The organism is Modestobacter sp. SYSU DS0875 (assembly GCF_054050915.1).
On the sequence record NZ_JBJHAH010000010.1, the window covers coordinates 93,176 to 116,183 of the forward strand.

At 76.0% G+C, this 23,008-nt stretch carries 26 protein-coding genes; 20 read left to right on the forward strand and 6 right to left on the reverse strand.

The annotated features are described in order from the left end of the window. The first annotated feature begins 40 nt into the window (after positions 1–40). Both ACI79Y_RS08280 and ACI79Y_RS08285 read left to right on the forward strand, forming a co-directional pair. A complete protein-coding gene (locus ACI79Y_RS08280) occupies positions 41–985 on the forward strand; it encodes a Ppx/GppA phosphatase family protein (protein WP_457158010.1) in 945 nt (314 codons plus the stop codon). Then, entirely contained in the window at positions 985–2,037 is a 1,053-nt protein-coding gene (locus ACI79Y_RS08285) for a hypothetical protein (RefSeq protein WP_457158011.1), read from the forward strand. Before ACI79Y_RS08280 ends, ACI79Y_RS08285 begins: the two co-directional genes overlap by 1 nt. Positions 2,038–2,051: 14 nt before the next feature. Here the strand turns inward: ACI79Y_RS08285 and ACI79Y_RS08290 are convergent, their stop codons facing one another. After that, complete coding sequence (locus tag ACI79Y_RS08290; RefSeq protein ID WP_457158012.1) at positions 2,052–2,594, reverse strand: type 1 glutamine amidotransferase domain-containing protein; 543 nt, start codon at positions 2,592–2,594, stop codon at positions 2,052–2,054. Between the two features lie 60 nt (positions 2,595–2,654). Here ACI79Y_RS08290 and proC point away from each other — a divergent pair, with 60 nt between their 5' ends. From proC to ACI79Y_RS08325, 7 genes are all read left to right on the forward strand, one after another. Beyond that, the gene (gene proC, locus ACI79Y_RS08295) at positions 2,655–3,479 is read left to right on the forward strand and encodes a pyrroline-5-carboxylate reductase (protein ID WP_457158013.1); all 825 of its coding nucleotides are present in this window, start codon (positions 2,655–2,657) and stop codon (positions 3,477–3,479) included. A gap of 360 nt (positions 3,480–3,839) precedes the next feature. After that, a complete protein-coding gene (locus ACI79Y_RS08300) occupies positions 3,840–4,256 on the forward strand; it encodes a helix-turn-helix domain-containing protein (RefSeq protein WP_457158014.1) in 417 nt (138 codons plus the stop codon). A gap of 196 nt (positions 4,257–4,452) precedes the next feature. Next, entirely contained in the window at positions 4,453–4,551 is a 99-nt protein-coding gene (locus ACI79Y_RS08305) for a 30S ribosomal protein bS22 (RefSeq protein WP_012854759.1), read from the forward strand. A 10-nt stretch (positions 4,552–4,561) separates the two neighbouring features. Continuing rightward, the gene (locus ACI79Y_RS08310) at positions 4,562–5,680 is read left to right on the forward strand and encodes an NAD-dependent epimerase/dehydratase family protein (protein WP_457158015.1); all 1,119 of its coding nucleotides are present in this window, start codon (positions 4,562–4,564) and stop codon (positions 5,678–5,680) included. Beyond that, positions 5,673–6,581 (forward strand): lysophospholipid acyltransferase family protein, encoded by a 909-nt coding sequence (locus ACI79Y_RS08315; protein WP_457158016.1) that lies wholly within the window; start codon positions 5,673–5,675, stop codon positions 6,579–6,581. The genes ACI79Y_RS08310 and ACI79Y_RS08315 overlap by 8 nt, the downstream gene beginning before the upstream one ends. A 71-nt stretch (positions 6,582–6,652) precedes the next feature. Beyond that, complete coding sequence (locus ACI79Y_RS08320; protein ID WP_457158017.1) at positions 6,653–6,814, forward strand: hypothetical protein; 162 nt, start codon at positions 6,653–6,655, stop codon at positions 6,812–6,814. 83 nt (positions 6,815–6,897) lie between these two features. After that, complete coding sequence (locus ACI79Y_RS08325) at positions 6,898–7,173, forward strand: hypothetical protein (RefSeq protein ID WP_457158018.1); 276 nt, start codon at positions 6,898–6,900, stop codon at positions 7,171–7,173. A 286-nt stretch (positions 7,174–7,459) separates the two neighbouring features. On the opposite strand, the gene ACI79Y_RS08330 is transcribed toward ACI79Y_RS08325, so the two are convergent. The 5 genes from ACI79Y_RS08330 to ACI79Y_RS08350 all read right to left on the reverse strand — a co-directional run bounded on the left by ACI79Y_RS08330 (position 7,460) and on the right by ACI79Y_RS08350 (position 11,769). Beyond that, a complete protein-coding gene (locus tag ACI79Y_RS08330; protein ID WP_457158019.1) occupies positions 7,460–8,047 on the reverse strand; it encodes an RNA polymerase sigma factor in 588 nt (195 codons plus the stop codon). Then, positions 8,044–8,652 (reverse strand): hypothetical protein, encoded by a 609-nt coding sequence (locus ACI79Y_RS08335; RefSeq protein WP_457158020.1) that lies wholly within the window; start codon positions 8,650–8,652, stop codon positions 8,044–8,046. Before ACI79Y_RS08335 ends, ACI79Y_RS08330 begins: the two co-directional genes overlap by 4 nt. Before the next feature lie 135 nt (positions 8,653–8,787). Beyond that, on the reverse strand, positions 8,788–9,702 hold the full coding sequence (locus tag ACI79Y_RS08340; RefSeq protein WP_457158021.1) for an HAD family hydrolase: 915 nt from the start codon (positions 9,700–9,702) through the stop codon (positions 8,788–8,790). 56 nt (positions 9,703–9,758) lie between these two features. Next, the gene (locus ACI79Y_RS08345) at positions 9,759–10,907 is read right to left on the reverse strand and encodes a DUF5667 domain-containing protein (RefSeq protein ID WP_457158022.1); all 1,149 of its coding nucleotides are present in this window, start codon (positions 10,905–10,907) and stop codon (positions 9,759–9,761) included. A gap of 118 nt (positions 10,908–11,025) precedes the next feature. After that, entirely contained in the window at positions 11,026–11,769 is a 744-nt protein-coding gene (locus tag ACI79Y_RS08350) for a sigma-70 family RNA polymerase sigma factor (RefSeq protein WP_457158023.1), read from the reverse strand. Positions 11,770–11,915: 146 nt separating this feature from the next. Here ACI79Y_RS08350 and ACI79Y_RS08355 point away from each other — a divergent pair, with 146 nt between their 5' ends. The 11 genes from ACI79Y_RS08355 (at position 11,916) to ACI79Y_RS08405 (ending at position 23,008) form a co-directional block, all read left to right on the forward strand. Then, positions 11,916–13,505, forward strand: coding sequence for an AMP-binding protein (locus ACI79Y_RS08355; RefSeq protein ID WP_457158024.1), 1,590 nt, complete (start codon positions 11,916–11,918; stop codon positions 13,503–13,505). Beyond that, on the forward strand, positions 13,498–13,749 hold the full coding sequence (locus ACI79Y_RS08360) for a glutaredoxin family protein (RefSeq protein WP_457158025.1): 252 nt from the start codon (positions 13,498–13,500) through the stop codon (positions 13,747–13,749). Before ACI79Y_RS08355 ends, ACI79Y_RS08360 begins: the two co-directional genes overlap by 8 nt. A 224-nt stretch (positions 13,750–13,973) precedes the next feature. Beyond that, positions 13,974–14,765 carry a redox-sensing transcriptional repressor Rex gene (locus ACI79Y_RS08365; RefSeq protein WP_457158026.1) on the forward strand — a complete coding sequence of 264 codons (792 nt, stop codon included), beginning with the start codon at positions 13,974–13,976 and terminating at the stop codon, positions 14,763–14,765. Continuing rightward, positions 14,762–16,210: a glutamyl-tRNA reductase gene (locus tag ACI79Y_RS08370; RefSeq protein WP_457158027.1), complete on the forward strand. Its 1,449-nt coding sequence runs from the start codon at positions 14,762–14,764 to the stop codon at positions 16,208–16,210. The genes ACI79Y_RS08365 and ACI79Y_RS08370 overlap by 4 nt, the downstream gene beginning before the upstream one ends. Further along, positions 16,207–17,148 carry a hydroxymethylbilane synthase gene (hemC, locus tag ACI79Y_RS08375; RefSeq protein ID WP_457158028.1) on the forward strand — a complete coding sequence of 314 codons (942 nt, stop codon included), beginning with the start codon at positions 16,207–16,209 and terminating at the stop codon, positions 17,146–17,148. The genes ACI79Y_RS08370 and hemC overlap by 4 nt, the downstream gene beginning before the upstream one ends. Before the next feature lie 88 nt (positions 17,149–17,236). Further along, positions 17,237–18,793, forward strand: coding sequence for a uroporphyrinogen-III synthase (locus tag ACI79Y_RS08380; RefSeq protein WP_457158029.1), 1,557 nt, complete (start codon positions 17,237–17,239; stop codon positions 18,791–18,793). Further along, positions 18,790–19,779, forward strand: a complete 990-nt coding sequence (hemB, locus tag ACI79Y_RS08385; RefSeq protein WP_457158030.1) for a porphobilinogen synthase — start codon at positions 18,790–18,792, stop codon at positions 19,777–19,779. Before ACI79Y_RS08380 ends, hemB begins: the two co-directional genes overlap by 4 nt. Before the next feature lie 194 nt (positions 19,780–19,973). Further along, positions 19,974–20,411, forward strand: a complete 438-nt coding sequence (locus ACI79Y_RS08390; RefSeq protein WP_457158031.1) for a hypothetical protein — start codon at positions 19,974–19,976, stop codon at positions 20,409–20,411. Further along, positions 20,408–21,775: a glutamate-1-semialdehyde 2,1-aminomutase gene (gene hemL / locus ACI79Y_RS08395; RefSeq protein WP_457158032.1), complete on the forward strand. Its 1,368-nt coding sequence runs from the start codon at positions 20,408–20,410 to the stop codon at positions 21,773–21,775. Before ACI79Y_RS08390 ends, hemL begins: the two co-directional genes overlap by 4 nt. Continuing rightward, positions 21,772–22,440, forward strand: coding sequence for a histidine phosphatase family protein (locus ACI79Y_RS08400; RefSeq protein ID WP_457158033.1), 669 nt, complete (start codon positions 21,772–21,774; stop codon positions 22,438–22,440). The genes hemL and ACI79Y_RS08400 overlap by 4 nt, the downstream gene beginning before the upstream one ends. Next, positions 22,433–23,008 (forward strand): TlpA family protein disulfide reductase, encoded by a 576-nt coding sequence (locus ACI79Y_RS08405; protein ID WP_457158034.1) that lies wholly within the window; start codon positions 22,433–22,435, stop codon positions 23,006–23,008. Before ACI79Y_RS08400 ends, ACI79Y_RS08405 begins: the two co-directional genes overlap by 8 nt.

Here is a 23,008-nt window from a genome sequence, read left to right on the forward strand (position 1 = left end):
GCGCAGCGTAGGCGGCGGGTGACCCGGCAGACTCTCCCGCATGCGACTGGGCGTGCTGGATGTCGGTTCCAACACCGTGCACCTGCTGGTGGTCGATGCGCACCGCGGCGCGCACCCCACCCCGATGCACGACGACCGCTGGCTGCTGCGCCTGGCCGAGCACGTGGGGGAGGACGGCAAGCTGTCCAAGGCGGGGGAGAAGGCCCTGCTCACCGCGGTGCAGAAGGCCAAGCGGCAGGCCGCCGACCGGCGGTGCGACGAACTGCTGGCCTTCGTCACCTCGGCGATCCGGGACGCCGACAACGGGGCTGCGGTGCTCCGCCGGGTGCGCGAGCAGACCGGGGTGCAGCTGCAGGTGCTCAGCGGGGAGGACGAGGCCCGGCTGACGTTCCTCGCCGCGCGCCGCTGGTTCGGCTGGAGCGCCGGCCGGTTGCTCGTGTTCGACATCGGCGGCGGTTCGCTGGAGCTGGCCAGTGGCATCGATGAGGACCCCGACGTCGCCCTCTCGGTGCCCCTGGGTGCCGGGCGGATGACCCGGCGCTTCCTGCCCGACGCCGAGACCGGTGGGCGCCCCGACCTCGCCGCGCTGGCCGAGCTTGAGGCGCACGCCGCGGAGGTGCTCGCCCCGGCCGGGCGCAAGTTGCGTGCCGCGGGTGAGCCCGACCTGGTGGCGGCGACCTCGAAGACCTTCCGCACCCTGGCCCGGCTCGCCGGCGCCGCGCCCTACGCCGCGGGCCTCCGCGTGCCGCGTGAGCTCAGCGCGACGGGGCTGGGGCAGGTCATCGGCTTCGTCTCCCGGATCGAGGCCGGCGCGCTCGCCGAGTTGCAGGGGGTCTCGGTGCAACGCGCGCACCAGGTACCGGCCGGTGCCGTCGTGGCGCAGGCTGCGATGCGCGCGGTGGACGTACCGTCTGTGCGGATCTGTCCATGGGCGCTGCGTGAGGGGGTCATCCTCCGGCGCCTGGACTCGCTGGAGGGGGCGTGATGTCGCAGCCGTCGGGGGAGTACAGCGTCCGCTCGCTGGCCGAGATCCTGCGCGAGCACGGTCTGGAGAGCGAGCAGGGCACGCGCCCCGGTCGTCGTCGCCGGGGCCCCGACGAGGCGCCCACCGGCCGCTCGGCGCCCGTGGACGTGGACGGCCGTCCGGCCGCCGTCGCACCGCGGCCGGCACCCGCCGCGCCGTCACCACGTCCCGGCACGCCGGGCCGCCCGGCCGGACCGGCCCCCGGGATCCGTCCCGTCACCGCGCGGGCCCAGTCCCCGGCCGCGCCGTCCCCGGCGGCAGGGCGGGCGCCCGCCCGGGTGGACTCCCCGCGCCGGGTCGACCCGACCGGCAACGATGCGCCGGGTACACCGCGGGGCGGGTCGTCGCCGGCGGCGTCCCGCTCCTGGGCCCCGGCCGCGGACCGGCCGCGCGGCAGCGGCCTGGGCGACCTGGCTGCCTCCGGGCCGGTGACCGGTCCGGCCGGGCCCCCCGCGGTCCCGGCGCAGCAGGGGCGGCGGCACACCGACGCACCCGCCCGGGTCGCCCCGGAGCCGACCTCGTCACCCGCGGCCCCGGGCGCCTCGGCGCCCAGCCCGTCACCGGCGCAGGCGCCGGCCACCGGCAGCGTGCCGGGTGGGCCGTCGACGGCGGCCATCCCGGCGCTGCAGACGTCGGGCACGCCGGCCACCGGTGAGCGCCGCACGGGCGCGCACCGCACCGGCCCGCAGCCGGCGGTGCCGGGCGAGGCGGACGCCGAACCGGGGAGCGGCCCGCACGGCGTGCTGGCCTGGATCAGGTTCGTCGGTGAGCTCGTGGTGGCCCTGGCGGTCGGGATCGGGCTCTACTTCGCGTTCACGCTGCTGTGGGAGCTGATGCCCTACGCCGCGCTGGTCGCCGCACCGCTGGCCGTCACCGGCCTGGTCGCCGGGGTCGCCGCATGGCGGAAACGGCAGGGCCAGGGACCGCTCGCCGTCCCGTTGCTGGCCGGTCTCCTGCTGGCCGGCACGGTGCTGGTGATCGCGCCGGCCGCGGGGTTGCTCGCCGGGTCCTGACCCGGCCGGCGGGATCAGGCGCCGGCGAACTGCTCGACGAGCGTCCTGCTGAACGCGTCGAGGTCGTCGGGCTTGCGGCTGGTGGTCAGGTTGCCGTCGACGACGACCTCCTCGTCCACCCAGTCCGCGCCGGCGTTGCGGAGGTCGGTCTGCAGCGAGGGCCAGGAGGTCATCCGCCGGCCCCGGACGACGTCGGCCTCGGCGAGCACCCACGGGGCGTGGCAGATCGCGGCGACCGGCTTGCCCGCGTCGAAGAACGCCTTCGCGAAGGCGACCGCGTCGGCGTCGGCGCGGACGAAGTCGCCGTTGATGACCCCGCCGGGCAGGACCAGGGCGGCGAAGCCGTCGGGGTCGGCCTGGGACACGACCACGTCGACGTCCTTGGTGTCGCCCTTGTCGATGTGCTGGTACATGGTGATCGACCCGGGCTCGAGGCTCACCAGCTGCGGCTCGGCGCCGGCGTCGACCAGGGCCTGCCAGGGTCGCTCCAGCTCGACCTGCTCCACGCCGTCGGTGGCCAGCACGGCCACGCGCTTGCCGTTCAGTTCTCCGGACATGGTCGCTGGCTACCCCGGCCGCCCCGGAGCACACGTGGGCCGGGCGCTACCGTCGCGGGCATGATCACTGGGAGTCGTCGCGGGCTGGCCGTCGTCGGTGGGGGGAAGATCGGCGAGGCGCTGCTGGCCGGGCTGGTCCGGCAGGCGGGGAGCGGGGACGGCATCCGCGTCGTCGAGCGCAGCCCGCAGCGGGCCGCTGAGCTGGCCGCGCGGTACGGCGTGGAGGCGGTCGACCTGGCCGAGGCGGCCGGGCAGGCCCGGGTGCTGCTGCTCGCGGTCAAGCCGCAGGACGTCGACGGGCTGCTGGGCCTGCTGGCCCCGCACGTGGCCGCCGACGCGCACCTGGTCGTCTCCGTCGCGGCCGGGGTGTCCACCGGGCGGATCGAGGCGGCGCTGCCCGCCGGCACCCCGGTGGTCCGGGTCATGCCCAACACGCCCGCGCTGGTCGACGCCGGGATGAGCGTGCTGTCCGCCGGAGCGCACGCCACCGACGCGCACCTGGACGAGGCCGAGGCGCTGCTCGCGCCGGTGGGGCAGGTCCGGCGGGTGCCGGAGAGCCAGCAGGACGCGGTGACCGCGCTGTCGGGCAGCGGCCCGGCGTACTTCTTCTTCCTGGTCGAGGCGATGATCGACGCCGGCATCCTGCTGGGCCTGCCGCGGTCGGTGGCGGCGGACCTGATCGTGCAGACCGCCTACGGCTCGGCGGTGATGCTCCGCGACTCCGGTGAGCACCCGGTCCAGTTGCGCGAGGCGGTCACCAGCCCTGGTGGGACGACGATCGCCGCGATCCGCGAGCTGGAGCGGCACGGGGTGCGGGCAGCCCTCATCGCGGCGATCGAGGCCGCGCACGACCGTTCGATGGAGCTGGGCCGGCCCCAGGACTGAGCCGCGCCTCGGCGACTCGGCGACTCGTCGTCTTGTCGACATGTGCCCACGGGGACGGGCGGTCGGCGTCCACCCGGTCCGCCCCGCGTGCCCGACCCGGTCGTCCACTCCCCACACGGGCTCCCCAGGCGGTCCCCAGGGTGGTCACCCGCGCCGTCCCGGCAGGAATCACACCGATGTACTTGTCCACAGATTCTGTGGACAGAGGCCTCACGCGGGCGAGTCGACTTGGGGACAACACGCCGTGACGGGTGTGTCACGCGTTGTCTCTGTCCACTTGTGCCCAGGACGGACCGGTCCGCCTGTTCGTTTCACCCATCGCTTCTGTCACTCCGGTCCCCTTACGCTCGGTGCCAGCACATGAGCGTTCTGTTCGCCGGTGGGGAAGCCGGTGGCCGCGAAGATGTGCTGATACCGGAGATGATCGACGTGACCATGCCCCACCGCGCACCGCTCCAGCAGACCGCTCGCCCGGGCGTCCCGGCGCCGCGACAGATGGGCCGGCCGGTCTCGGCCGCCGCCATGTCGCGCCCGGTCCCGGCCGCCCACCCGGCCGCCGCGCCGGTCGGTCGCCCCGCCGTGGTCCCGGCCCCCCGCGCCGCGGTCGCGTTCCTGACCGTCGCCGAGGTCGCCGCGCTCATGCGGGTCTCGAAGATGACCGTCTACCGCCTCGTGCACGGCGGCGAGCTCTCCGCCGTCCGCGTCGGCCGCTCCTTCCGGGTGCCCGAGCGCGCCGTGCACGACTACCTGCGCGACGCCTACACCGACATCGCCTGAGGAAGGACCCGCTGCCCTGCAGCGGGGCCGTTCTAGAAGGGCACCAGGTAGTCTCGGGCGCTGAGCGGTGCCACCCCCCGGCCGGGGGGTGGCCCGCGCTCGAGCTGAACACCTCGCACGGTGCCCGGATCAGGAACCGCGTGGCCACCCGGTCACCGCCCCCGGCGCCGCGTGACCACGACGTCGGGAGCAGGACATGGGTTCGGTCATCAAGAAGCGCCGCAAGCGGATGGCGAAGAAGAAGCACCGCAAGCTGCTCAAGAAGACCCGCGTGCAGCGCCGCAACAAGAAGTGAGCTGACGCTCGTGCCGCCCGCGGTCGTCCTGGTCACCGGTGTGAGCCGGTGGCTGGGCGGCGCGCTGGCGGCCGAGCTCGCAGCCGACCCGGGCATCGACCGGGTCATCGGGGTGGACACCGTCCCCCCGGCCCCCGAGGTGCTCCGCCGCCTCGGGCGGACCGAGTTCGTCCGCGCCGACATCCGCAACCCGTTGATCGGGAAGGTGATCGAGTCGGCCGCAGTGGACACCGTGGTCCACATGAACATCAGCGCCACCCCGGCCGGCGCCGGGGGGCGGGCGTCGATGAAGGAGCTCAACGTCATCGGCTCCATGCAACTGCTGGCCGCCTGCCAGCGGTCGCCCCGGGTGCGGCGGCTGGTGCTGAAGTCGACCAGCGCGGTCTACGGGGCCAGCCCCCGCGACCCGGCCGTCTTCACCGAGACGATGCAGGCCCGGCGGGTCCCCGGTGGGGGCTTCGCCAAGGACAGCCTGGACATCGAGGGCTACGTGCGCTCGTTCGCCCGGCGCCGCCCCGACGTGGGCGTGGCCGTGCTGCGGTTCACCAACCTCATCGGCCCGCGCATCGACTCCCTGCTGTCGGGCTTCTTCCGGATGCCGGTGATCCCCACCGCCCTCGGGTACGACGCCCGCGTGCAGCTCCTCCACGAGGACGACGCCGTGGCGGTGCTGGCCCGGGCGGCCACCGGGGACTTCGTCGGCACGGTCAACGTCGGTGCCCAGGGCACCGTCCTGCTCTCCCAGGCGATCCGCCGGCTGGGCCGGGTGCAGCTACCGCTGCCCGAGGCCGCGATGGGGTCGCTCGGCCGGCTCACCCGCCGGCCCGGGCTGATCGACTGGTCCCCGGAGCAGATGCGCTTCCTCAACTTCGGCCGGGTCGTCGACACCCGCGTGCTGCGCGAGGAGTTCGGCTACACGCCGCACTACACGACCGCCGATGCGCTGGCCGACTACGGCCGCACGCTGCCCCCGGTCGTGGACCCCGCGCTGGTCGCCGGCGTGACCGGCGGGGTGCGGACGGCGGTGGGCCGGCTCGCCGGCGGGCTGTCCGCCGCCTCGGGCGTGCTCACCCCCCGGCAACGGTCGGCACCGTCGGTGCCCGGCCTGCGCGCGGTGCGCGATGCCTGAGGCCCGGGTCATCCCACTCCGCCCGGACGACGACCCCGGCCCCCCGCCGTCCCCCGCCCAGCCCGGCTGGGACGAGGAGGTGGCCGGTGGCCTGGAGTTCCTGCGGCGCCGGCTGACCGGCGAGTACGACACCGACGAGTTCGGCTTCGACCCCGACCTGACCGACCACCTGTTCCTGCCCCTGCTGCGCCCGTGGTTCGAGCGCTGGTTCCGGGTGGAGGTCCAAGGGCTGGAGAACGTGCCGGACACCGGCGGAGCGCTGGTGGTGGCCAACCACTCCGGCACCGTGCCGGTCGATGCGCTGATGGAGACCGTGGCGCTGCGAGACCAGCACCCGGCGGGGCGCCGGCTGCGCCTGCTCGGTGCCGACCTGGTGTTCCAGGTGCCGTTCATCGGGTCGCTGGCCCGCAAGCTGGGCGTGACCCTCGCCTGCAACGAGGACGCCGAGCGGCTGCTGTCGGCGGGGGAACTGGTGGGCGTCTTCCCCGAGGGCTTCAAGGGGGTGGGCAAGCCGTTCAGCGAGCGGTACACGCTGCAGCGGTTCGGCCGGGGCGGCTTCGTCAGCGCCGCGCTGCGCACCGGCGTGCCGATCGTGCCGTGCGCGATCGTCGGCGCCGAGGAGATCTACCCGATGCTCGGCAACGCGAAGACCGCCGCCCGGCTGCTCGGGCTGCCGTACTTCCCGATCACCCCCACCTTTCCGCTGCTCGGCCCTCTCGGTGCGGTGCCGTTGCCGTCGAAGTGGTTCATCGCTTTCGGCGAGCCGATCGAGACCGCCTCCTACGGTCCGGCGGCGGCCGACGACCCGATGGTCGTGTTCAACCTGACCGACCAGGTGCGCGAGACCATCCAGCACTCGATCTACCGGCTGCTGCTCCAGCGCCGCAGCGTCTTCAGTTGATGCCCGGCGCGGGGCGGGAGCCGGGGGAGCGACCGTTCCCGCCGACTGCCCCGGCGCTCCCCCGGGAACAGGTGGCTGCGCTGGCGGCCTACGCCGAGGCCTTCGTCGCGTGGATGGAGGACGACCTGGCGGAGGCGGCCCGGCGCGGCCACGCGCCGTCCACCCCGTACCTGGAGCAGCTGGCCGGCCACCGCTTCCTGCGCGCGTTCCTGGCCGACGAGTACGGGGTCTGAGCGCCGCCCCGGCCGCGGGGCGTCTCGCGAGCCGACCTCCCCGGCGGTGCATCCGAACGGGGTGGCCGACGCGAAAACCGTTCGTGGCGGAGCTGGACGAGAACGGCCTGGGCTGGGTGCTGGAGCCGCTGCTGGGCGCCGGCCTGTCCGTGGACCAGGTGCGGGACCTGCTCTTCCGGCTGGCCTTCGAGGCGGTGGTGAGCGAACTGCCGGGAGCCGGCGTGCGCGCCACCGACGCCGTCGCCGGTCAGCCGGACGCCGTCCGGGCGGCCTGGGCGAAGATGCTGCTACGGCTGATGCTGCTCGAGCCGCTCCACGAGGACGGCGCGGACGACGGGCTGGCCACCGCCGAGGGGTAGGGCCGGCGTCCAGCCCGCCGACCGGCCGTCCGCTGCCACTCACCGATCACGTGCCCGCTCTGGACTCGAGCCACCGGCTCCTCCTACTGCGGCCCAGCGTCTGCAGCTGAGGCGGCGTCCCCCGGCCCGGGGTGCGGCTGGTCTCCTCCCGGATGTGCCCGCGTGGGCGCTGGCCGAGGGCGCGCAGCCGCGCGCCGGTGTGTTCCGCGGCGGGCACCTCGGCGCGGGTGCTGACCGGCCTCCGCGGCCAGCTGCCGGGCGGCGACGAGGGAGGCCGGTTCGTCGGTCACGGTGCACCCACCGGAGTGCCCGGCCGGGCCGGGCGGTCGGCGTCATCGTCCCCCGCCGCCAGCAGCCGGGCCGAGAGGAGTCGGCGGGCGGCGGCGTACCGGCTGCGCGCCGTGGACGCCGGGATGCCGGTCATCTCGGCGGCCTCGGTCAGGCTGAAACCGTCCCAGTGCACCAGGGTGACCAACTCGCGCAGCTCCGCCGGCAGCTCCCCGATCGCCTCGCGCGCCGCCTCCGCGGGCTCGTCGGAACCGGCGCCCACCGCGCGGTGCTGGGTCAGCACCTCGGCGCGCAGCCGGTCGGCCAGCTCCAGCTTCCGTCGCTGGGCGCGGCCGTGGTTGGCCAGCACGTTCCGGGCGGTGACGAACAGCCACATCCGCGCCCGTTCGGCGTCGTCGGGGAGGTCCGCGTGCCGCCGCCAGGCGGTCAGCATCGTCTCGCCGAGCAGGTCGGCGGCGTCCTCGACCGGCTGCACGCGCCGCTCGAAGTACGCCAGCAGGTCGGGGGCGTTGGCGTCGAGGACGGACAGCATCCGCTGCTCGGCAGTGGGGTCGGCCCGGCGGCCCCACCGTCGGTCGGCCGTCACCGGGGCTCCTCGGTGCAGTGGGCCTCGCCCTCCAGGTGCACCGCCGCGGGGGGCAGCCCCTGGCGGGTCAGCTCCTCGCGGACCAGGTCGCCCACGGTCTGGGCCAGGGCCAGGGCCTCGAGCTGCTCGGCGGTGATGACCTCCGGGGCGTCGATGCCCTGCGGACTCACGTGCGCCTCGGCCATCGACTGCCGGGCGGCCGAGGTGTCCAGCTGCGCCAGGTCGAGGTCGGCGAGGTACTCCCGGGCCGCCAGGGCGGCGGGTTCGGCGTCCCCTCCTGCGACGCTGGGGTCGGGGTGCACCTTGATGCGGGTGTCGCACGTCTGCCCGTCCGGGGACTCCACCACGACGGCGGCGTCGGGGGCGTCGGCCCACGGCAGCCACGACGGGGCCGCCGGTGCTGCTGCAGCCGCCGACACCCCGGCACCGAGCAGGACGGCTGCGCTCGCGCCGACCGCCACCCGGCGGGCCCGCCGCGGCCGTCGGTGGTGCTGCGGTGCCGCGGTGCTGCGGGCCAGTGCCTGCAGCTGCTGCTCGAGCGTGGCGGATCGCCTGGTCGCCGGTGGGGCCGATCCCTGCAGCAGGTCGTCGAGTGGGTCCGTCATCGCGCTGAGCTCCGTCCGTCGCGGGTCCGTCACCCCCTACATGTCCGGACGGCACCGGGACGTCCACGCGGACGCCACGGAGTTGGCGGCGGGGATCAGGGGGGGGCCGGTCGGCGGACGGGCCGGCGAGCCCGGTCAGAAGGGCCAGCGGTTGCGGCGGCGCAGCGCGACCAGCCCGCCGACGACGCCCCCGGACACGGCTGCGGCGCCGACCGTGGGGACGCCGATCTTGGCGGCCTTGCGCCCGGTGCGGAAGTCCTTGATCGTCCAGCCGCGGGACCGGGCGATGGCCCGCAGCTCGGAGTCGGGGTTCACCGCGACCGCGGTGCCCACCAGGCTGAGCATCGGCAGGTCGTTGCTGGAATCGCTGTAGGCGGTGCAGCGGGCCAGGTCCAGCCCCTCCCGCTCGGCGAGCACCCGCACCGCCTGGGCCTTCGCATCGCCGTGCATCAGCTCGCCGACCAGCCGCCCGGTGAACTGCCCGTCGACCACCTCCGCGACCGTGCCGAGAGCCCCGGTGAGCCCCAGTCGGTGGGCGATGATCGAGGCGAGCTCGACCGGGGTGGCGGTGACCAGCCAGACCCGTTGCCCGGCATCGAGGTGCTGCTGGGCGAGCAGCCGGGTGCCCGACCAGATGCGGTCGGCCATCAGCTCGTCGTAGATCTCCTCGCTGGCCTGCTTGATCTCCTCGACCGGCCGGCCCGCGACGAACGCGAGCGCGTTGTCCCGCACGGTGTGCATGTCGATGCTGCTCTCGCTGCCCGCGATCCGGAACTTGGCCTGCTGCCAGATGAAGGAGGCCACGTCGCGGGAGGTGAAGTACTTGCGGGCGGCCAGTCCGCGGGCGAACCAGAACAGCGAGGCGCCCATCATCATCGTGTTGTCGACGTCGAAGAACGCGGCGCCGGTCGGGTCGGGGTGCGGCGCGGGTGCCGGCGCGGTCTCCGCGGCCGCGGCCGACGCGGTGCCGGCGACGAGCGCGCGGGTCTCCTCGTCGGCCAGCCCGCCGGGGAGGCGCGCAGCCCGCCCGCGGAAGGGGATTCTGACCACGGGTCACCTCCCGGTGTGGGCTGTGCTGGGCACCCGACCCTAGCGAGCCGGGCTGCTCAGTCGGCGGCAGGTCGGCAGTTGACCGAGATCAGCGGCGGCAGGCAGACCCGGAGGCCCGGAACGACCGGGGGCAGCTCGACGACCGTGCCCGGTCGGGACGGCGCCGCCGTGCTGGGCGACGCGGGTGCGGCGGGCACCGGCCGGTCTTCGGGAGCCGGCGCAGCCGGTGCGGGTGCCGGGGGCGTGGGCGCGGGAGCCGGGGTCGGCGTCCCGGCCGCGGGCGGCGCGGTGGTCGCGGGGGAGGCGGGCGGCGCCGCCGGTGCGGCCTCGCCCGGGGCGGCCGGCACGCCTCCCGACGCGGCCGGGGGCGCTGACGGCGTACCGGGGGCCGGGCGCTGCGCGGCTGGTACGTCGGGAGGGCAGGGGGCGGGCCGCGGGCCGAGCTCGTCGGCGGCGGTGACGGCCGGCCCGCCGGCGCAGGCCAGCGCGGTACCGAGCGCCGTGGCGCGGTCGGCGACGGCGGAGACGAGCCGCCGGGAGCCGGCCAGCGCCTCGTCGACGCCGGCGGGGAGGTCGTCGGGCAGCGCGTCCAGGCCGGTGCGCTGTCCGGTGGTCCACGTGGCGAGCGCCTGCAGCGCCGCGGCGTCGGCGTCGGCCACCGCCCGGGTGGTGAGCCACGAGGCGCCCTCGGTGGTCTGCTGGTCCATGGTCCGCAGCGTCTCGAGCACGGGCGACGCCTCGCCGGCGACGGCCAGCTCGGTCAGCTCGCCGAGCCGGGTGCTGGCGAAGTCCAGCAGCGTCGCGCCGCGACTGCTGTCACCGACGAGCACCAGCTGGGTCGCCTCGCCGCCGCGCTTCACCTCGTACAGCAGGTCGCCGGGCGCCGCGCCCTGGGCGGCGGTCAGCAGGCCCCCGAGGGCCGCCACCGTGAGCGTGGCGCCGGCGAGCCCGGCGGTGAGCCGGCCCCGCCGGGGCGGGGTGCGGGCGGCCAGCAGGCGCCGCAGGCCGCGGCGCCGGGGCGAGGGTTCCCGGACGGCGGCCATCGCCACCAGCCGGGCCCGGGTGGCCGCGCGGAACGCCGGGTCCGGCCGCGCGGCGTGCTCCTCCGCCAGGCCCTCCAGCCGGGCCAGCACCAGGTCCTCGGCGGTGCGGGGCGGGCCGGCGGCACGACGGGCGGCAGCCGTCGCGTCGTCGTGCTGCACCATCACCGTCGTCCTCCGCGTACCGCCTCGGTCCCGCGTCGCCGGTCGGCGCGGGATCCCGCTCCGGTCAACGACCGGGGCGGGCCCGGCGTTACGCAGCGCGGCCGGGCGATCACACCCGTCACCGCAGTCCCGGGTGCACCAGCGCGGCGAGCCGGCGCACCGCACGGTGCTGCAGCGCCTTGATCGCGCCGTCCTTCCTGCCCATCGCGGCCGCGGTCTCGGCGACGGTGAGGTCCTGCAGGAAGCGCAGCTCCAGGCACTCGCGCTGGTCGGCGGAGAGCTGCTGCATGCAGGCGATGAGCTCGGCGTTGGTGAGCCGCTGCACCACCGTGTCCTCCGGGCTCTCGGTCGCCCGGTCGGCGTCGGGCATGTCCGCGGTGGTCACCTCCAGCCGGTGGCGGCTGCTCTTGACGTGGTCCAGCACGATGTTGCGGGCGATCGTGACCAGCCAGGCGCCCACGTCGCGGCCCTGGAAGGTCAGCGAGTCGATCCGGCGCAGCGCCCGGACGAACGTCTCGCTGGTGAAGTCCTCGGCGGTGGCCCGGTCGCCGACCCGGTGCAGCAGGAAGCGGTGGACCACGTCCACGTAACGGTCGTAGAGCAGGCCGAAGCCCTCGGCGTCGCCCTGCTGGGCCCGGCGGACGAAGTCCCAGACCTCGTCCTGGTCGGCGGGGAGACCGGGGCGCGGGGACCCACCGGCCTCGACGGGGGCCGGCGCCGGGACCGCCTCGTCGGCGGAGCTCGCCGGGCTGGCCGCCGGGCTGGTCGTCAGGGGCTGCTCGAGCCGGGGACGGGGGACCGGCCGGAGGCGCTGGCCGGTGGCGGGGGCAGCCGGGGGCGCGGACGGGTGGGGACGGGTCATGCCGTGCAGCTCCTCCACCCCCGGTCCGGCCGGCTCGCCCGGCGGAGGGGAACCCGCTGCGGGCGGCTCGCCGGGATGACACCATCGTGCCCCGGTGGCGCTGTCGCCGCTGGTCGGGGGCGGCCCGTGGGTCCAGGGAGGTCCGTGTGACGGAAGAGGGCGTCCCGGTGGCGCCGACCGCGCCGGTGGGGTCCCTCGCGGCACTGGTGCGCCGCGCGGCCGCCACCTCCGGGGAGTCCCCGGCCCTGGTGTACGGCGCACGCCGGCTGACCTGGGCCGAGCTCGACGCGCTCGTCGACCGGGCCGCCGCGGGGTACCGCGCCCGTGGGCTGGCCGCCGGCGACCGGGTGGCGGTCCAGCTGCGCAACGGGGTCGACTGGGTGGTGGCGGTGACCGGCGCCCTGCGAGCGGGCCTGGTCGTCGTCCCGGTCAACACCGCCTACACCGACCCCGAGGTGTCGTACCTGCTCACCGACTCCGGGGCGCGGCTGCTGGTGACCGCCGACGCCCGGGCGGAGCTGGCCGGTGTGCCGGTGCACGCCGGCCCGCCGGACGACGACGGCCCGGCTCCGGTCGACCCCGAGGACCCGGCCGCGCTGGCGTTGCTCGCCTACACCAGCGGCACCACCGACCGGCCGCAGGGCGCGATGCTCACGCACGCCGCACTGCTGGCGAACCAGCAGCAGTGCCTGGCCCTGGACCCGCCGCCGGTGCGTGCGGGTGACCGGGTGCTGGTGGTCCTCCCGCTGTTCCACGTCTACGGCTTCACCGGCGCATGGGGGCTGGTCGCCGCGACCGCCGCCTGCGCCGTGCTGGTCGAGGAGTTCGACCCGCTGGCCACCCTCCGGCTGATGGCCGAGGAGGAGGTCACCGCCGTCCCCGCCGCCCCGCCGATGTACGCGGCCTGGCTGGCGGCCGCCGACGCCGCCGGCTCCGACGCGGTGCTGCGGCGCGGCTTCGCCGCCGTCCGCACGGCCAGCTCCGGGTCCGCCCCGCTGCCTCCCGCGGTGCTGACCGCGATGCGCGAGCGGGCCGCGGTCACCGTGTGGGAGGGGTACGGGCTGACCGAGGCCGGCCCGGTGCTGGCCAGCACCCTGGTCACCGGACGGTCCAAGCCGCGCTCCATCGGCGGGCCGCTGCCCGGGGTCGAGCTGCGGCTGCGGGACACCGCGGGCGGCCCGACGGCCGGTGACGACCCGGCCGACGACCCGGCCGACGACGGGGACGACGACGCGGAGGAGGCCGGCGAGATCTGCGCCCGCGGGCCCAACCTGTTCAGCGGGTACTGGCCCGACGGCTCCGACGGGCCGGATGCGCGGGGGTGGCTGGCCACCGGCGACATCGCCTATCGGGACGCCGACGGCGACCTGGTCCTGATCGACCGACGGCGGGACCTGGTCCTGGTCAACGGCTTCAACGTCTACCCGGGCGAGGTCGAGCGGGTGCTCGACGCCCACCCCGGGGTCGCCCAGAGCGCGGTCATCGGGCTGCCCGACCCGCGCACCGGCGAGGCGGTGCACGCCGTCGTGGTGGCGGTACCGGGCGCCGAGATCGACGAGGCACAGCTGCGCGCGCACGCCGCGGCGTCGCTGGCCCGGTTCAAGGTGCCGGTGGCGGTCCACCTGGTGCCCGAGCTGCCGCACTCGCTCACCGGCAAGGTCAGCCGGGCCCGGCTCCGCGAGCTCGGGATGGAACGGGCGGCGCGCGCCGCCCTCTGGGAGGACACCGGTGACTGACCCTGCACCACGCCTGCAGCTGCTCACCCGGGCCGGGTGCCACCTGTGCACCGTGGCCGAGGAGACGCTCACCCGCATCGGCGGGGAGGCCGGCCTGACGCCGGTGCTGGTCGACGTCGACGCGGACGAGGAGCTGCGCGCCGAGTACGGTGACCGCGTCCCGGTGGTGCTGCTCGACGGCCGGGAGCACAGCTACTTCACCGTCGACGTCCCCCGCCTTCGGCGCGACCTCGGCGTCGGCTGAGGCACCGGTCGCACCCGACCGGGTGGCGCGCGGCGTGGCATCCGACACAGCAGGGGCCTGTGACCTGCGTGGACGGGGCCGGCGACTTTGTTCAGGCCTTCACAAGCGGTTACCGTGAGATGGCCGGGCGCTGACGCGCCCAGGTCCGTCGAGTTCCCTTGCCCTGAGTCCCCCGAACGTCCGGCCCCGGCCGGGGCGTGTTCGGATCGCTGGAGAGTCTGCCCGTGACCCAGTCGCGGCCCCGGAACATCCCGGAGGCCACCGTCGCCCGGCTGGCCGTGTACCTGCGGGTGCTGGCCGGTCTCGCCGACGACGGTCGCAGCCACGTCTCCTCCGGCGAGCTGGCCTCCGCCGCCGGGGTCAACCCCGCCGGGCTCCGCAAGGACCTGTCGCACCTGGGGCCGTGCGGTGTGCGCGGGGTCGGCTACTCGGTGGCCGGGCTGCGCGCGCGGCTGTCCGAGGCCCTGGGCGGCGAGCGGTCCCGGCCGTGCGTGCTGGTCGGGCTCGGCCGCCTGGGCTCCGCGCTGGCCGACTACACCGGCTTCGCCAGCCGCGGCTTCACCTTCGTCGGCCTGATGGACAGCGACCCCGGCACGGTGGGGACCCGGGTGGGCGGGTGCACGGTCCGCCCGGTGGAGGAGCTCGAGGCGGTGGTGCGAGCCACCGCCGCCACGATCGGGGTCATCACGACACCGGCCGAGGTGGCGCAGTCGGTCTGTGACCGGCTCGTCGCGGCCGGGGTGAGGAGCATCTTGAACTTCGCGCCGGTGGCGTTGTCCGTGCCCGCGGGGGTCGACGTCCGCAAGGTCGACCTGTCCGTCGAACTCCAGGTGCTGGCCTTCCTCGATCAGCAGAGGGACGGGGACCAGCAGCGCGCCGACGACCCCTCGCCGGTGGCCGAGCTGCACACCGCCGGGAGCGCGCTGAGCTCCTCGGGCGCAGGGGGTGCGCTGAGCTCCTCTTCCGGCGCAGGGGGTGCGCTGAGCTCCTCTTCCGGCGCAGGGGGTGCGCGATGAGCCTGCTCGCCGTCGGGATCAGCCACCAGACCGCTCCGGTCGCCCTGCTCGAGCAGGTCAGCATGAGCGGCGACGACACGGTCAAGGCGCTGCACGAGCTCGTCGACAGCGACCACGTCAGCGAGGCGATGGTGCTGGCCACCTGCAACCGGATCGAGGTCTTCGCCGAGGTCGACCGCTTCCACGGCGGCGTCACCGACGTCAGCCGGGTGCTCGCCCGGCACGCCGGCGCCACGGTCGAGGAGCTCTCGCCCTACGTCACCGTGTACTACGAGGACCAGGCGATCGGCCACCTCTGCACGGTCGCCGCCGGCCTGGACTCGATGGTCGTGGGAGAGACGCAGGTGCTCGGGCAGCTGCGCACCGCCTACGCACTGGCCCAGGAGCAGGGCACCGTCGGGCGCGAGCTGCACCCGATCGCCCAGCGCGCCCTGCGGGTCGGCAAGCGGGTGCACGCCGAGACCGGCATCGACCGGGCCGGCGCCTCGCTGGTGTCGGTCGCGCTGGACCGCACCACCGACGTCCTCGGCGACCTGGCCGGTCGTCCGGTGCTCGTCGTCGGCGCCGGCTCCATGGGGGCGCTGGCGGCCACCACGCTGGCCCGCCGCGGCGCCGCGGTCACCGTCAGCAGCCGCACCCCGGCCAGCGCCGCGCGACTGGCGGAGTCCGTCGGCGGCCGGCAGGCCGACCTGGACCGGCTCCCCGACGAGCTGGCCGCCGCCGACGTGCTGGTCACCTGCACCGGCGCCACCGGCACGGTGATCGGCGAGGAGCTGGTCGCCACCGCGATGGCCGGCCGCGACGGCCGGCGCATGGTCGTCGTGGACCTCGCCCTGCCCCGCGACGTCGAGGCCGCGGTCGCCGGCCTGCCCGGCGTGCACGTCGTCGACCTGGCGATGCTGCAGGGCGAGCGGGCCGCCCACCCGGGGCAACCGGTGGCCGGTTCGGTCGCCGCCGACGACATCGCCGCCGCCCACGCGCTGGTCGAGCTGGAGACCTCGCTGCTGCGCGCCGAGCGGCAGGCCGCCGCGGTCGCCCCCACCGTCTCCGCGCTGCGCAGCCAGGCCGCCGAGGTCGTCGACGCCGAGCTGCTGCGGCTGTCCACCCGGCTGCCCGACCTCGACGCCAAGGCCCGCAGCGAGATCGCCCGCACCGTGCGCCGCGTCGTCGACAAGCTGCTGCACGAGCCGACCGTGCGGGTGAAGGAGCTGGCCAGCGCACCAGGGGGCACCGACTACGCCGACGCGCTGCGCGCGCTGTTCGGCCTGGGCCTGTCCGGCGCCACCGACGGCGACCGGGCCACCCTCTCCGACGCGGTCACCGTCGACCCGCAGCTGCCCGCCGGCACCCCGCTGTCGGCCCTGGACCCGCGGATCGAGGCCGCCCGCGACGGGCGCGCCGGCGGCTCTGCCGCCCTCGACCGGCGCACCGGGGGTGCCCCGTGACCGCCGCCCTGCCGCTGCGGCTGGGTACCCGCGCCAGCCAGCTGGCGCTCACCCAGTCCTCCCACGTCGCCGACGCGCTGACCGCGGCCACCGGCGTGCCGGTCGAGCTGGTGCACGTGAGCACCTACGGCGACCGGTCCACCGAGGCGATCAGCCAGCTCGGCGGCACCGGCGTCTTCGTCGCCGCGCTGCGCGAGGCCCTGCTGCGCGGCGAGGTCGACGTCGCGGTGCACAGCTACAAGGACCTCCCGACCGCGCCCGCCCCGGGGCTCACGCTGGCCGCCGTCCCCCCGCGGGAGGACGCGCGCGACGCGCTGGTCGCCCGCGACGGGCTCACCCTGGGCGAGCTGCCCCCGGGTGCCCGCGTGGGCACCGGAGCCCCGCGCCGGATGGCGCAGCTGCGCGCGCTCGGCCTCGGCCTGGACGTCGTGCCGGTCCGCGGCAACGTCGACACCCGGATGGCGCGGGCGCTGGGGCCGGACGCCGACCTGGACGCCGTCGTGCTGGCCCGCGCCGGGCTGGCCCGGATCGACCGGCTCGCCGCGGTCACCGAGGTGCTCGACCCGCTCCAGGTGCTGCCCGCGCCGGCCCAGGGCGCGCTCGCCGTCGAGTGCCGCACGGAGGACACCCGGGTGCGCGAGCTGCTCGCCGTGCTGGAGGACCCGGCCACGCGGGCCTGCGTCGCCGCCGAGCGCGCCGTGCTCGCCGCGCTCGAGGCCGGCTGCAGCGCCCCGGTGGCCGCCTCCGCCGAGCTGGCCGAGGACGAGAACGGCGCCGCCGAGCTCTACCTGCGCGCCTCGGTCACCGCGATCGACGGCAGCGACGGCGTCCGCGGCTCGCTCACCGGCCCGGCCGTCGAGGCCGAGGCGCTGGGCCGGCAGCTGGCCGCCGAGCTGCTCGACCGCGGCGCCGCCGCGCTGATGGCGGCACCCCGGTGACCCGCCGTCCCGGGCGAGTGCCCGCCCGCCCCCACGACCCCGTACCACCCGCAGCGACCCCCTCCGGGGGCAGGAACAGGAGCACGCGATGACGCGCTCACGCAAGCAGAACGGCAGCAGCAAGGGCACCGTGGTGTTCGTCGGTGCCGGCCCCGGTGACCCGGAGCTGCTGACCGCCCGGGCGAGCGCAGCGATCGCCGGCGCCGACACGGTGCTGGTCGACCCGGACGTCTCGGCTGCGGTCACCGAGGCCGTGCGCGAGGCGCACCCGGACCTCGAGCTGACCCCGGTCAGCGGTGAGCCGGCCGACGTCGCCAAGGGCGCCGTCGCCGCGGCCAAGAACGGCAACGTGGTGGTCCGGCTCGTCGCCGGCGACCCGTTCACCAGCGACGCCGTGGTCAAGGAGGCGCTCGCGGTCACCCGGACCAGCGTCCCGTTCGACGTCGTCCCGGGCGTCGCGGTGAGCACCGCGGTGCCGGGTTACGCCGGCGTCCCGCTGGGTGGCACCTCGGTGACCGCCGACGTGCGCCCGGGCGCGGACGCCCCGGCCGACCTCACCGCGCTGGCCGCCGCCGCCTCGGGCACCGGCGCCGCGCTGGTGCTCCAGGCGTCCGCCGAGCAGCTGCCCACCCTGGCCGCCGGCCTGGTCGAGGGCGGCCTCTCCGGCTCCACCCCGGTCCTGGTGACCACCGGGGGCAGCGGCACCGCGCAGAAGAGCGTGGCCGGCAAGCTGGCGGCGGTGGCGGAGAAGTCCGCCGGGCTCGACACCCTCACCGGCCCGGTCGTGGTGACCGTCGGTGCCGCCGTCGACAAGCGCGGCAAGCTGTCCTGGTGGGAGAGCCGCCCGCTGTTCGGTTGGCGCGTGCTGGTGCCGCGCACCAAGGAGCAGGCGGGGGAGATGAGCGACCGGCTGCGTGCCTACGGCGCCGTCCCGGTCGAGGTGCCGACGATCGCCGTCGAGCCGCCGCGCAGCCCCGCGCAGATGGACCGGGCGGTCAAGGGCCTGGTCACCGGCCGGTACGGCTGGATCGTCTTCACCTCCACCAACGCCGTCCGCGCGGTGCGGGAGAAGTTCGTCGAGCTGGGCCTGGACGCCCGCGCCTTCGCCGGGGTCAAGGTCGCCTGCGTCGGCGAGCAGACCGCCCAGGCGGTCCGCGACTTCGGGATCGTGCCGGAGCTGGTGCCTACGGGTGACCAGTCCAGCGAGGGCCTGCTGGCCGACTTCCCGCCCTACGACGACGTCTTCGACCCGATCGACCGGGTGCTGCTGCCCCGCGCCGACATCGCCACCGAGACCCTCGCCGCCGGGCTGCAGGAGCGCGGCTGGGAGATCGACGACGTCACCGCCTACCGCACCGTCCGGGCGGCACCGCCGGCGGCCGCGGTGCGCGAGGCGATCAAGGGCGGTGGGTTCGACGCGGTCTGCTTCACCTCCTCGAGCACGGTGCGCAACCTGGTCGGCATCGCCGGCAAGCCGCACGCCAAGACGGTCGTCGCGGTGATCGGTCCGGCCACCGCCGCCAGCGCCACCGAGTTCGGCCTGCGGGTCGACGTGCAGCCGGAGACCGCCGCGGTCGGACCGCTGGTCGACGCGCTCGCCGAGTTCGCGCAGGCCCGCCGGGCCGAGGCAGAAGGCGAGAAGTGACCGGCGGGGCCAACCCCGGGTTCGCCCGGGGCCGCCGGCTGCGCTCCACCCCGGCGATGCGCCGGTGGACGGCGCAGACCCGGCTGGCCCCGGCCGACCTGGTGCTGCCGGTCTTCGTGAAGGAGGGCATCGCCGAGCCGCAGCCGATCAGCTCCATGCCCGGCGTCGTCCAGCACACTCGGGACTCGCTGCGCAAGGCGGCGGCCGAGGCGGCCGAGGCCGGGATCAGCGGCCTGATGCTGTTCGGCATCCCGGCCGACAAGGACCCGGTGGGCTCCCAGGCCGACGCCGCCGACGGCGTGGTCAATCGCTCGCTGCAGGACCTGCGGGCCGACCTGGGCGACGAGCTGGTGCTGATGGCCGACCTGTGCCTGTGCGAGTACACCGACCACGGGCACTGCGGCGTGGTCACCCCGGCGGGCGTGGTCGACAACGACCCCACGCTGGACCGCTACGCCGCCGTCGCGATCGCCCAGGCCCAGGCCGGGGCGCACGTGGTGGCCCCCAGCGGGATGATGGACGGCCAGGTCGCGGCGATCCGGGCCGGGCTGGACAGCGCCGCGTTCACCGAGACGCCGATCCTCGCCTACGCCGCGAAGTACGCCTCCGGCTTCTACGGCCCCTTCCGCGAGGCCGCCGAGGGGGCGCCGCAGTTCGGTGACCGGTCGACTTACCAGATGGATCCGCCGAACGCCGACGAGGCGCTGCGCGAGGTCGCGCAGGACCTCGCCGAGGGCGCGGACGCCGTGATGGTCAAGCCCGCGCTGCCCTACCTGGACATCGTGGCCCGGGTCGCCGACGCCGTCGACGTCCCGGTCAGCGCCTACCAGGTCAGCGGCGAGTACGCGATGCTCGAGGCGGCCGCGGCCAACGGCTGGGTCGACCGGCAGCGGGCGATCCTGGAGACGCTGACCGCCATCCGCCGGGCCGGCGCCGGTTCGGTGCTCAGCTACTGGGCGGTCGAGGCCGCCCGCTGGCTGCGCTGATGAAGGTGGAAGGACCCCGTCCTCCTCACCCCTCGCACGCTCGGGGCGAGCCTCTGGACGGGGCCTTCCCCCGACACTCGCAAGCTCGTGCCGGGTCCCTGCAGCGGGGCCGTTCCAGCACGTCACCGCCCCCGGCGGACTCGACCTACGTCGAGCCCGGGGGCTCGTGGCTCCCGTTCTGGCTGGCTGCCGCCGTGCTGGCCGGGCTGCTCGTGCTCGCCGCGGTGCTGCCCGGCCTGTCGGCCGGGGTGGTCGCCGTCGCCGCCGGGCTCGTGCTGGGCGTCCTGGCCGCCGGCACGCTGTCGGCGCGCCGGGCCTGGACGGTGCGGGTCGGCGGCCGCGGCGCGGACGCCGCGCTGAGCGTCGGCCGGGAGCGGATCCCGCTGGCCGACGTCGACGCCGCCCACCTGCGCGCGGTGCAGGCCGGCACGGCGGGGGTGGACGCCGGCGCCCCCGTCCTCGGCGGCGGCTGGTCGCTGCCCCGGGGTCGCACCGGGCTGCCGCTGCGGCGGAACGACGGCGGCACGGTGCTGGTGCCGACCCGTGCGCCGCAGGCTGTGACCGCCGCCATCCTGGCCGGGCACCCCGGGGGCGGCGGTTCCACAGATCGGCCTGGGAGAGTGGAGCCGTGACCGAGCCCTACCCGTACGAGGCGCCGGCGTCGGCGCAGTTGTTCGACCGGGCCCGGCAGGTGACGCCGGGCGGGGTCAACTCCCCGGTGCGCGCCTTCCGCGCCGTCGGTGGCACACCGCGGTTCATGGCGTCGGCGTCCGGCCCGTGGCTGACCGACGCCGACGGCCGCCGCTACGTCGACCTGGTGGCCTCCTGGGGGCCGATGATCCTGGGCCACGCGCACCCCGAGGTGGTCGCCGCCGTCACGGCCGCGGCCCGCAACGGCTTCACCTTCGGCACGCCCACCGCCGGCGAGGCGGAGCTGGCCGAGGAGATCGCCGGCCGGGTCGCCCCGGTCGAGCGGGTGCGGCTGGTCAACTCCGGCACCGAGGCCGTCCTGTCGGCCCTCCGGCTGGCCCGCGGGTTCACCGGCCGGCCGCTGGTGGTCAAGTTCGCCGGCTGTTACCACGGCCACGTCGACGCGCTGCTGGCCTCCGCCGGCTCCGGCGTCGCCACCCTGGGCCTGCCGGACACCCCCGGGGTGACCACGGGGGCCGCCGCGGACACGATCGTGCTCCCCTACAACGACGTCGCCGCGGTCGAGGCGGTCTTCGCCGAGCGCGGCCACGAGATCGCCGTCGTCGTCACCGAGGCCGCGCCGGGCAACATGGGCGTCGTCCCGCCGCTGGACGGCTTCAACGCCCAGCTGCGGCGGATCACCGCCGAGCACGGCGCACTGCTGCTGGTCGACGAGGTGATGACCGGGTTCCGGGTGTCCCGTTCCGGCTGGTACGGCCTGGACCCGGTCGACGCCGACCTGTTCACCTTCGGCAAGGTCATGGGCGGCGGCATGCCGGCGGCGGCGTTCGGCGGCCGCGCCGAGGTGATGGAGCAGCTCGCCCCGGCCGGGCCGGTCTACCAGGCGGGCACGCTGGCCGGGAACCCGGTCGCCGTCGCCGCCGGGCTCACCACGCTGCGGCTGTGCACCGACGAGGTCTACGCGCACTGCGACGAGGTCGCCGCCACGCTGCGCGGCGCGGCCAGCGCCGCGCTCTTCGCCGCCGGCGTGCCGCACCGGGTGCAGCAGGCCGGGTCGATGTTCTCGGTGTTCTTCGTCCCGGACGAGCGGCAGGTGCGCGACTACGCCGACGCCCGCAGCCAGGACGTCGCGGCGCACACCGCCTTCTTCCACGCCATGCTCGCCCGTGGCGTGTACCTGCCGCCGTCGGCGTTCGAGGCCTGGTTCGTCAGCGCTGCACTGGACGACGAGGCCGTCGAGCACGTGCTCGACGCACTTCCCGCCGCCGCCTCGGCCGCCGCGGCAGCGGCGGGCGGCCCCGCACCGTCGAAGGTCGCGACCGACGCCCAGGAGCTGCAGCCGTGAGCGACCCGACCGCCCGCCAGAATGGCCATTCCGGCGAGACGACCGTCGTGCACGTGATGCGGCACGGTGAGGTGCACAACCCGTCCGGGGTGCTCTACGGCCGGTTGCCCGGCTACCGGCTGTCCGCAGCCGGTGAGGGCATGGCCCGCACCGCGGCCGCCTGGTTCGCCGACAAGGGCGTGACCCACCTGGTGGCCAGCCCGCTGGAGCGCGCGCAGCAGACCGCCCAGCCGATCAGCGAGACGCTGGGGCTGGAGATCGCCACCGACGAGCGGCTGATCGAGGCCGGCAACTCCTTCGAGGGCAAGGCCTTCGGGGTCGGCGACGGTGCGCTCAAGCACCCGGGCAACTGGTGGCGGCTGCGCAACCCGTGGACGCCGTCGTGGGGCGAGCCGTACCGGGAGATCGCGGCGCGGATGCTCGGCGCCGTCGCCACCGCCCGCGACGCCGCCCGGGGGCACGCCGCGGTCTGCGTCAGTCACCAGCTGCCGATCTGGACGCTGCGCCTGCACCTGGAGGGGCGCAGCTACCTGCACGACCCGCGCCGGCGGGAGTGCGGGCTGGCCAGCGTCACCTCCTTCACCTACTCCGGTGATCGGCTGGTCGGCATCTCCTACACCGAGCCCGCCGGCGCCACCGACCCCGACGCGGTGCCCGGTGCGTAGGCACCTGGCCGCGGCGGTCGCGTTGAGCGGCGCGCTGCTCGCGGGGTGCAGCACCGGCCCCGACGCCGTGGACGTCGCGAACGGCGGGGAGTTCCGGTTCGTCGAGAGCACCCCGGAGGGCGAGGTCATCCCGGAGGGCGAGCGGAAGAGCGCGCCGGAGTTCTCCGGCACGTTGCTCGACGGCGGTGAGTGGGATTCCGGCGAGCTGGCCGGGGACGTCGCCGTGCTCAACTTCTGGGGCTCCTGGTGCGCGCCCTGCCGCGTGGAGACCCCGCTGTTCCAGGAGGTCTACACCGAGGTCGCCGACGACGGCGTGCAGTTCCTCGGGCTGAACGTCAAGGACACCGAGCAGCTGGCCACCCGGTTCCTGGAGAGCAAGGGCATCACCTTCCCCTCCCTGTTCGACCCGCGCGGTGAGGTGGCGCTGGCCTTCCGCGACTACCCGGCGGCGGCGATCCCCTCGACGATCGTGCTCGACCGCGACGGCCGGGTCGCGGCGGTGTACACCGGTGAGGTGCGCCAGGACGACCTGCGCGCGGTGCTGGCGCAGCTCACCGGGGAGGCCTGA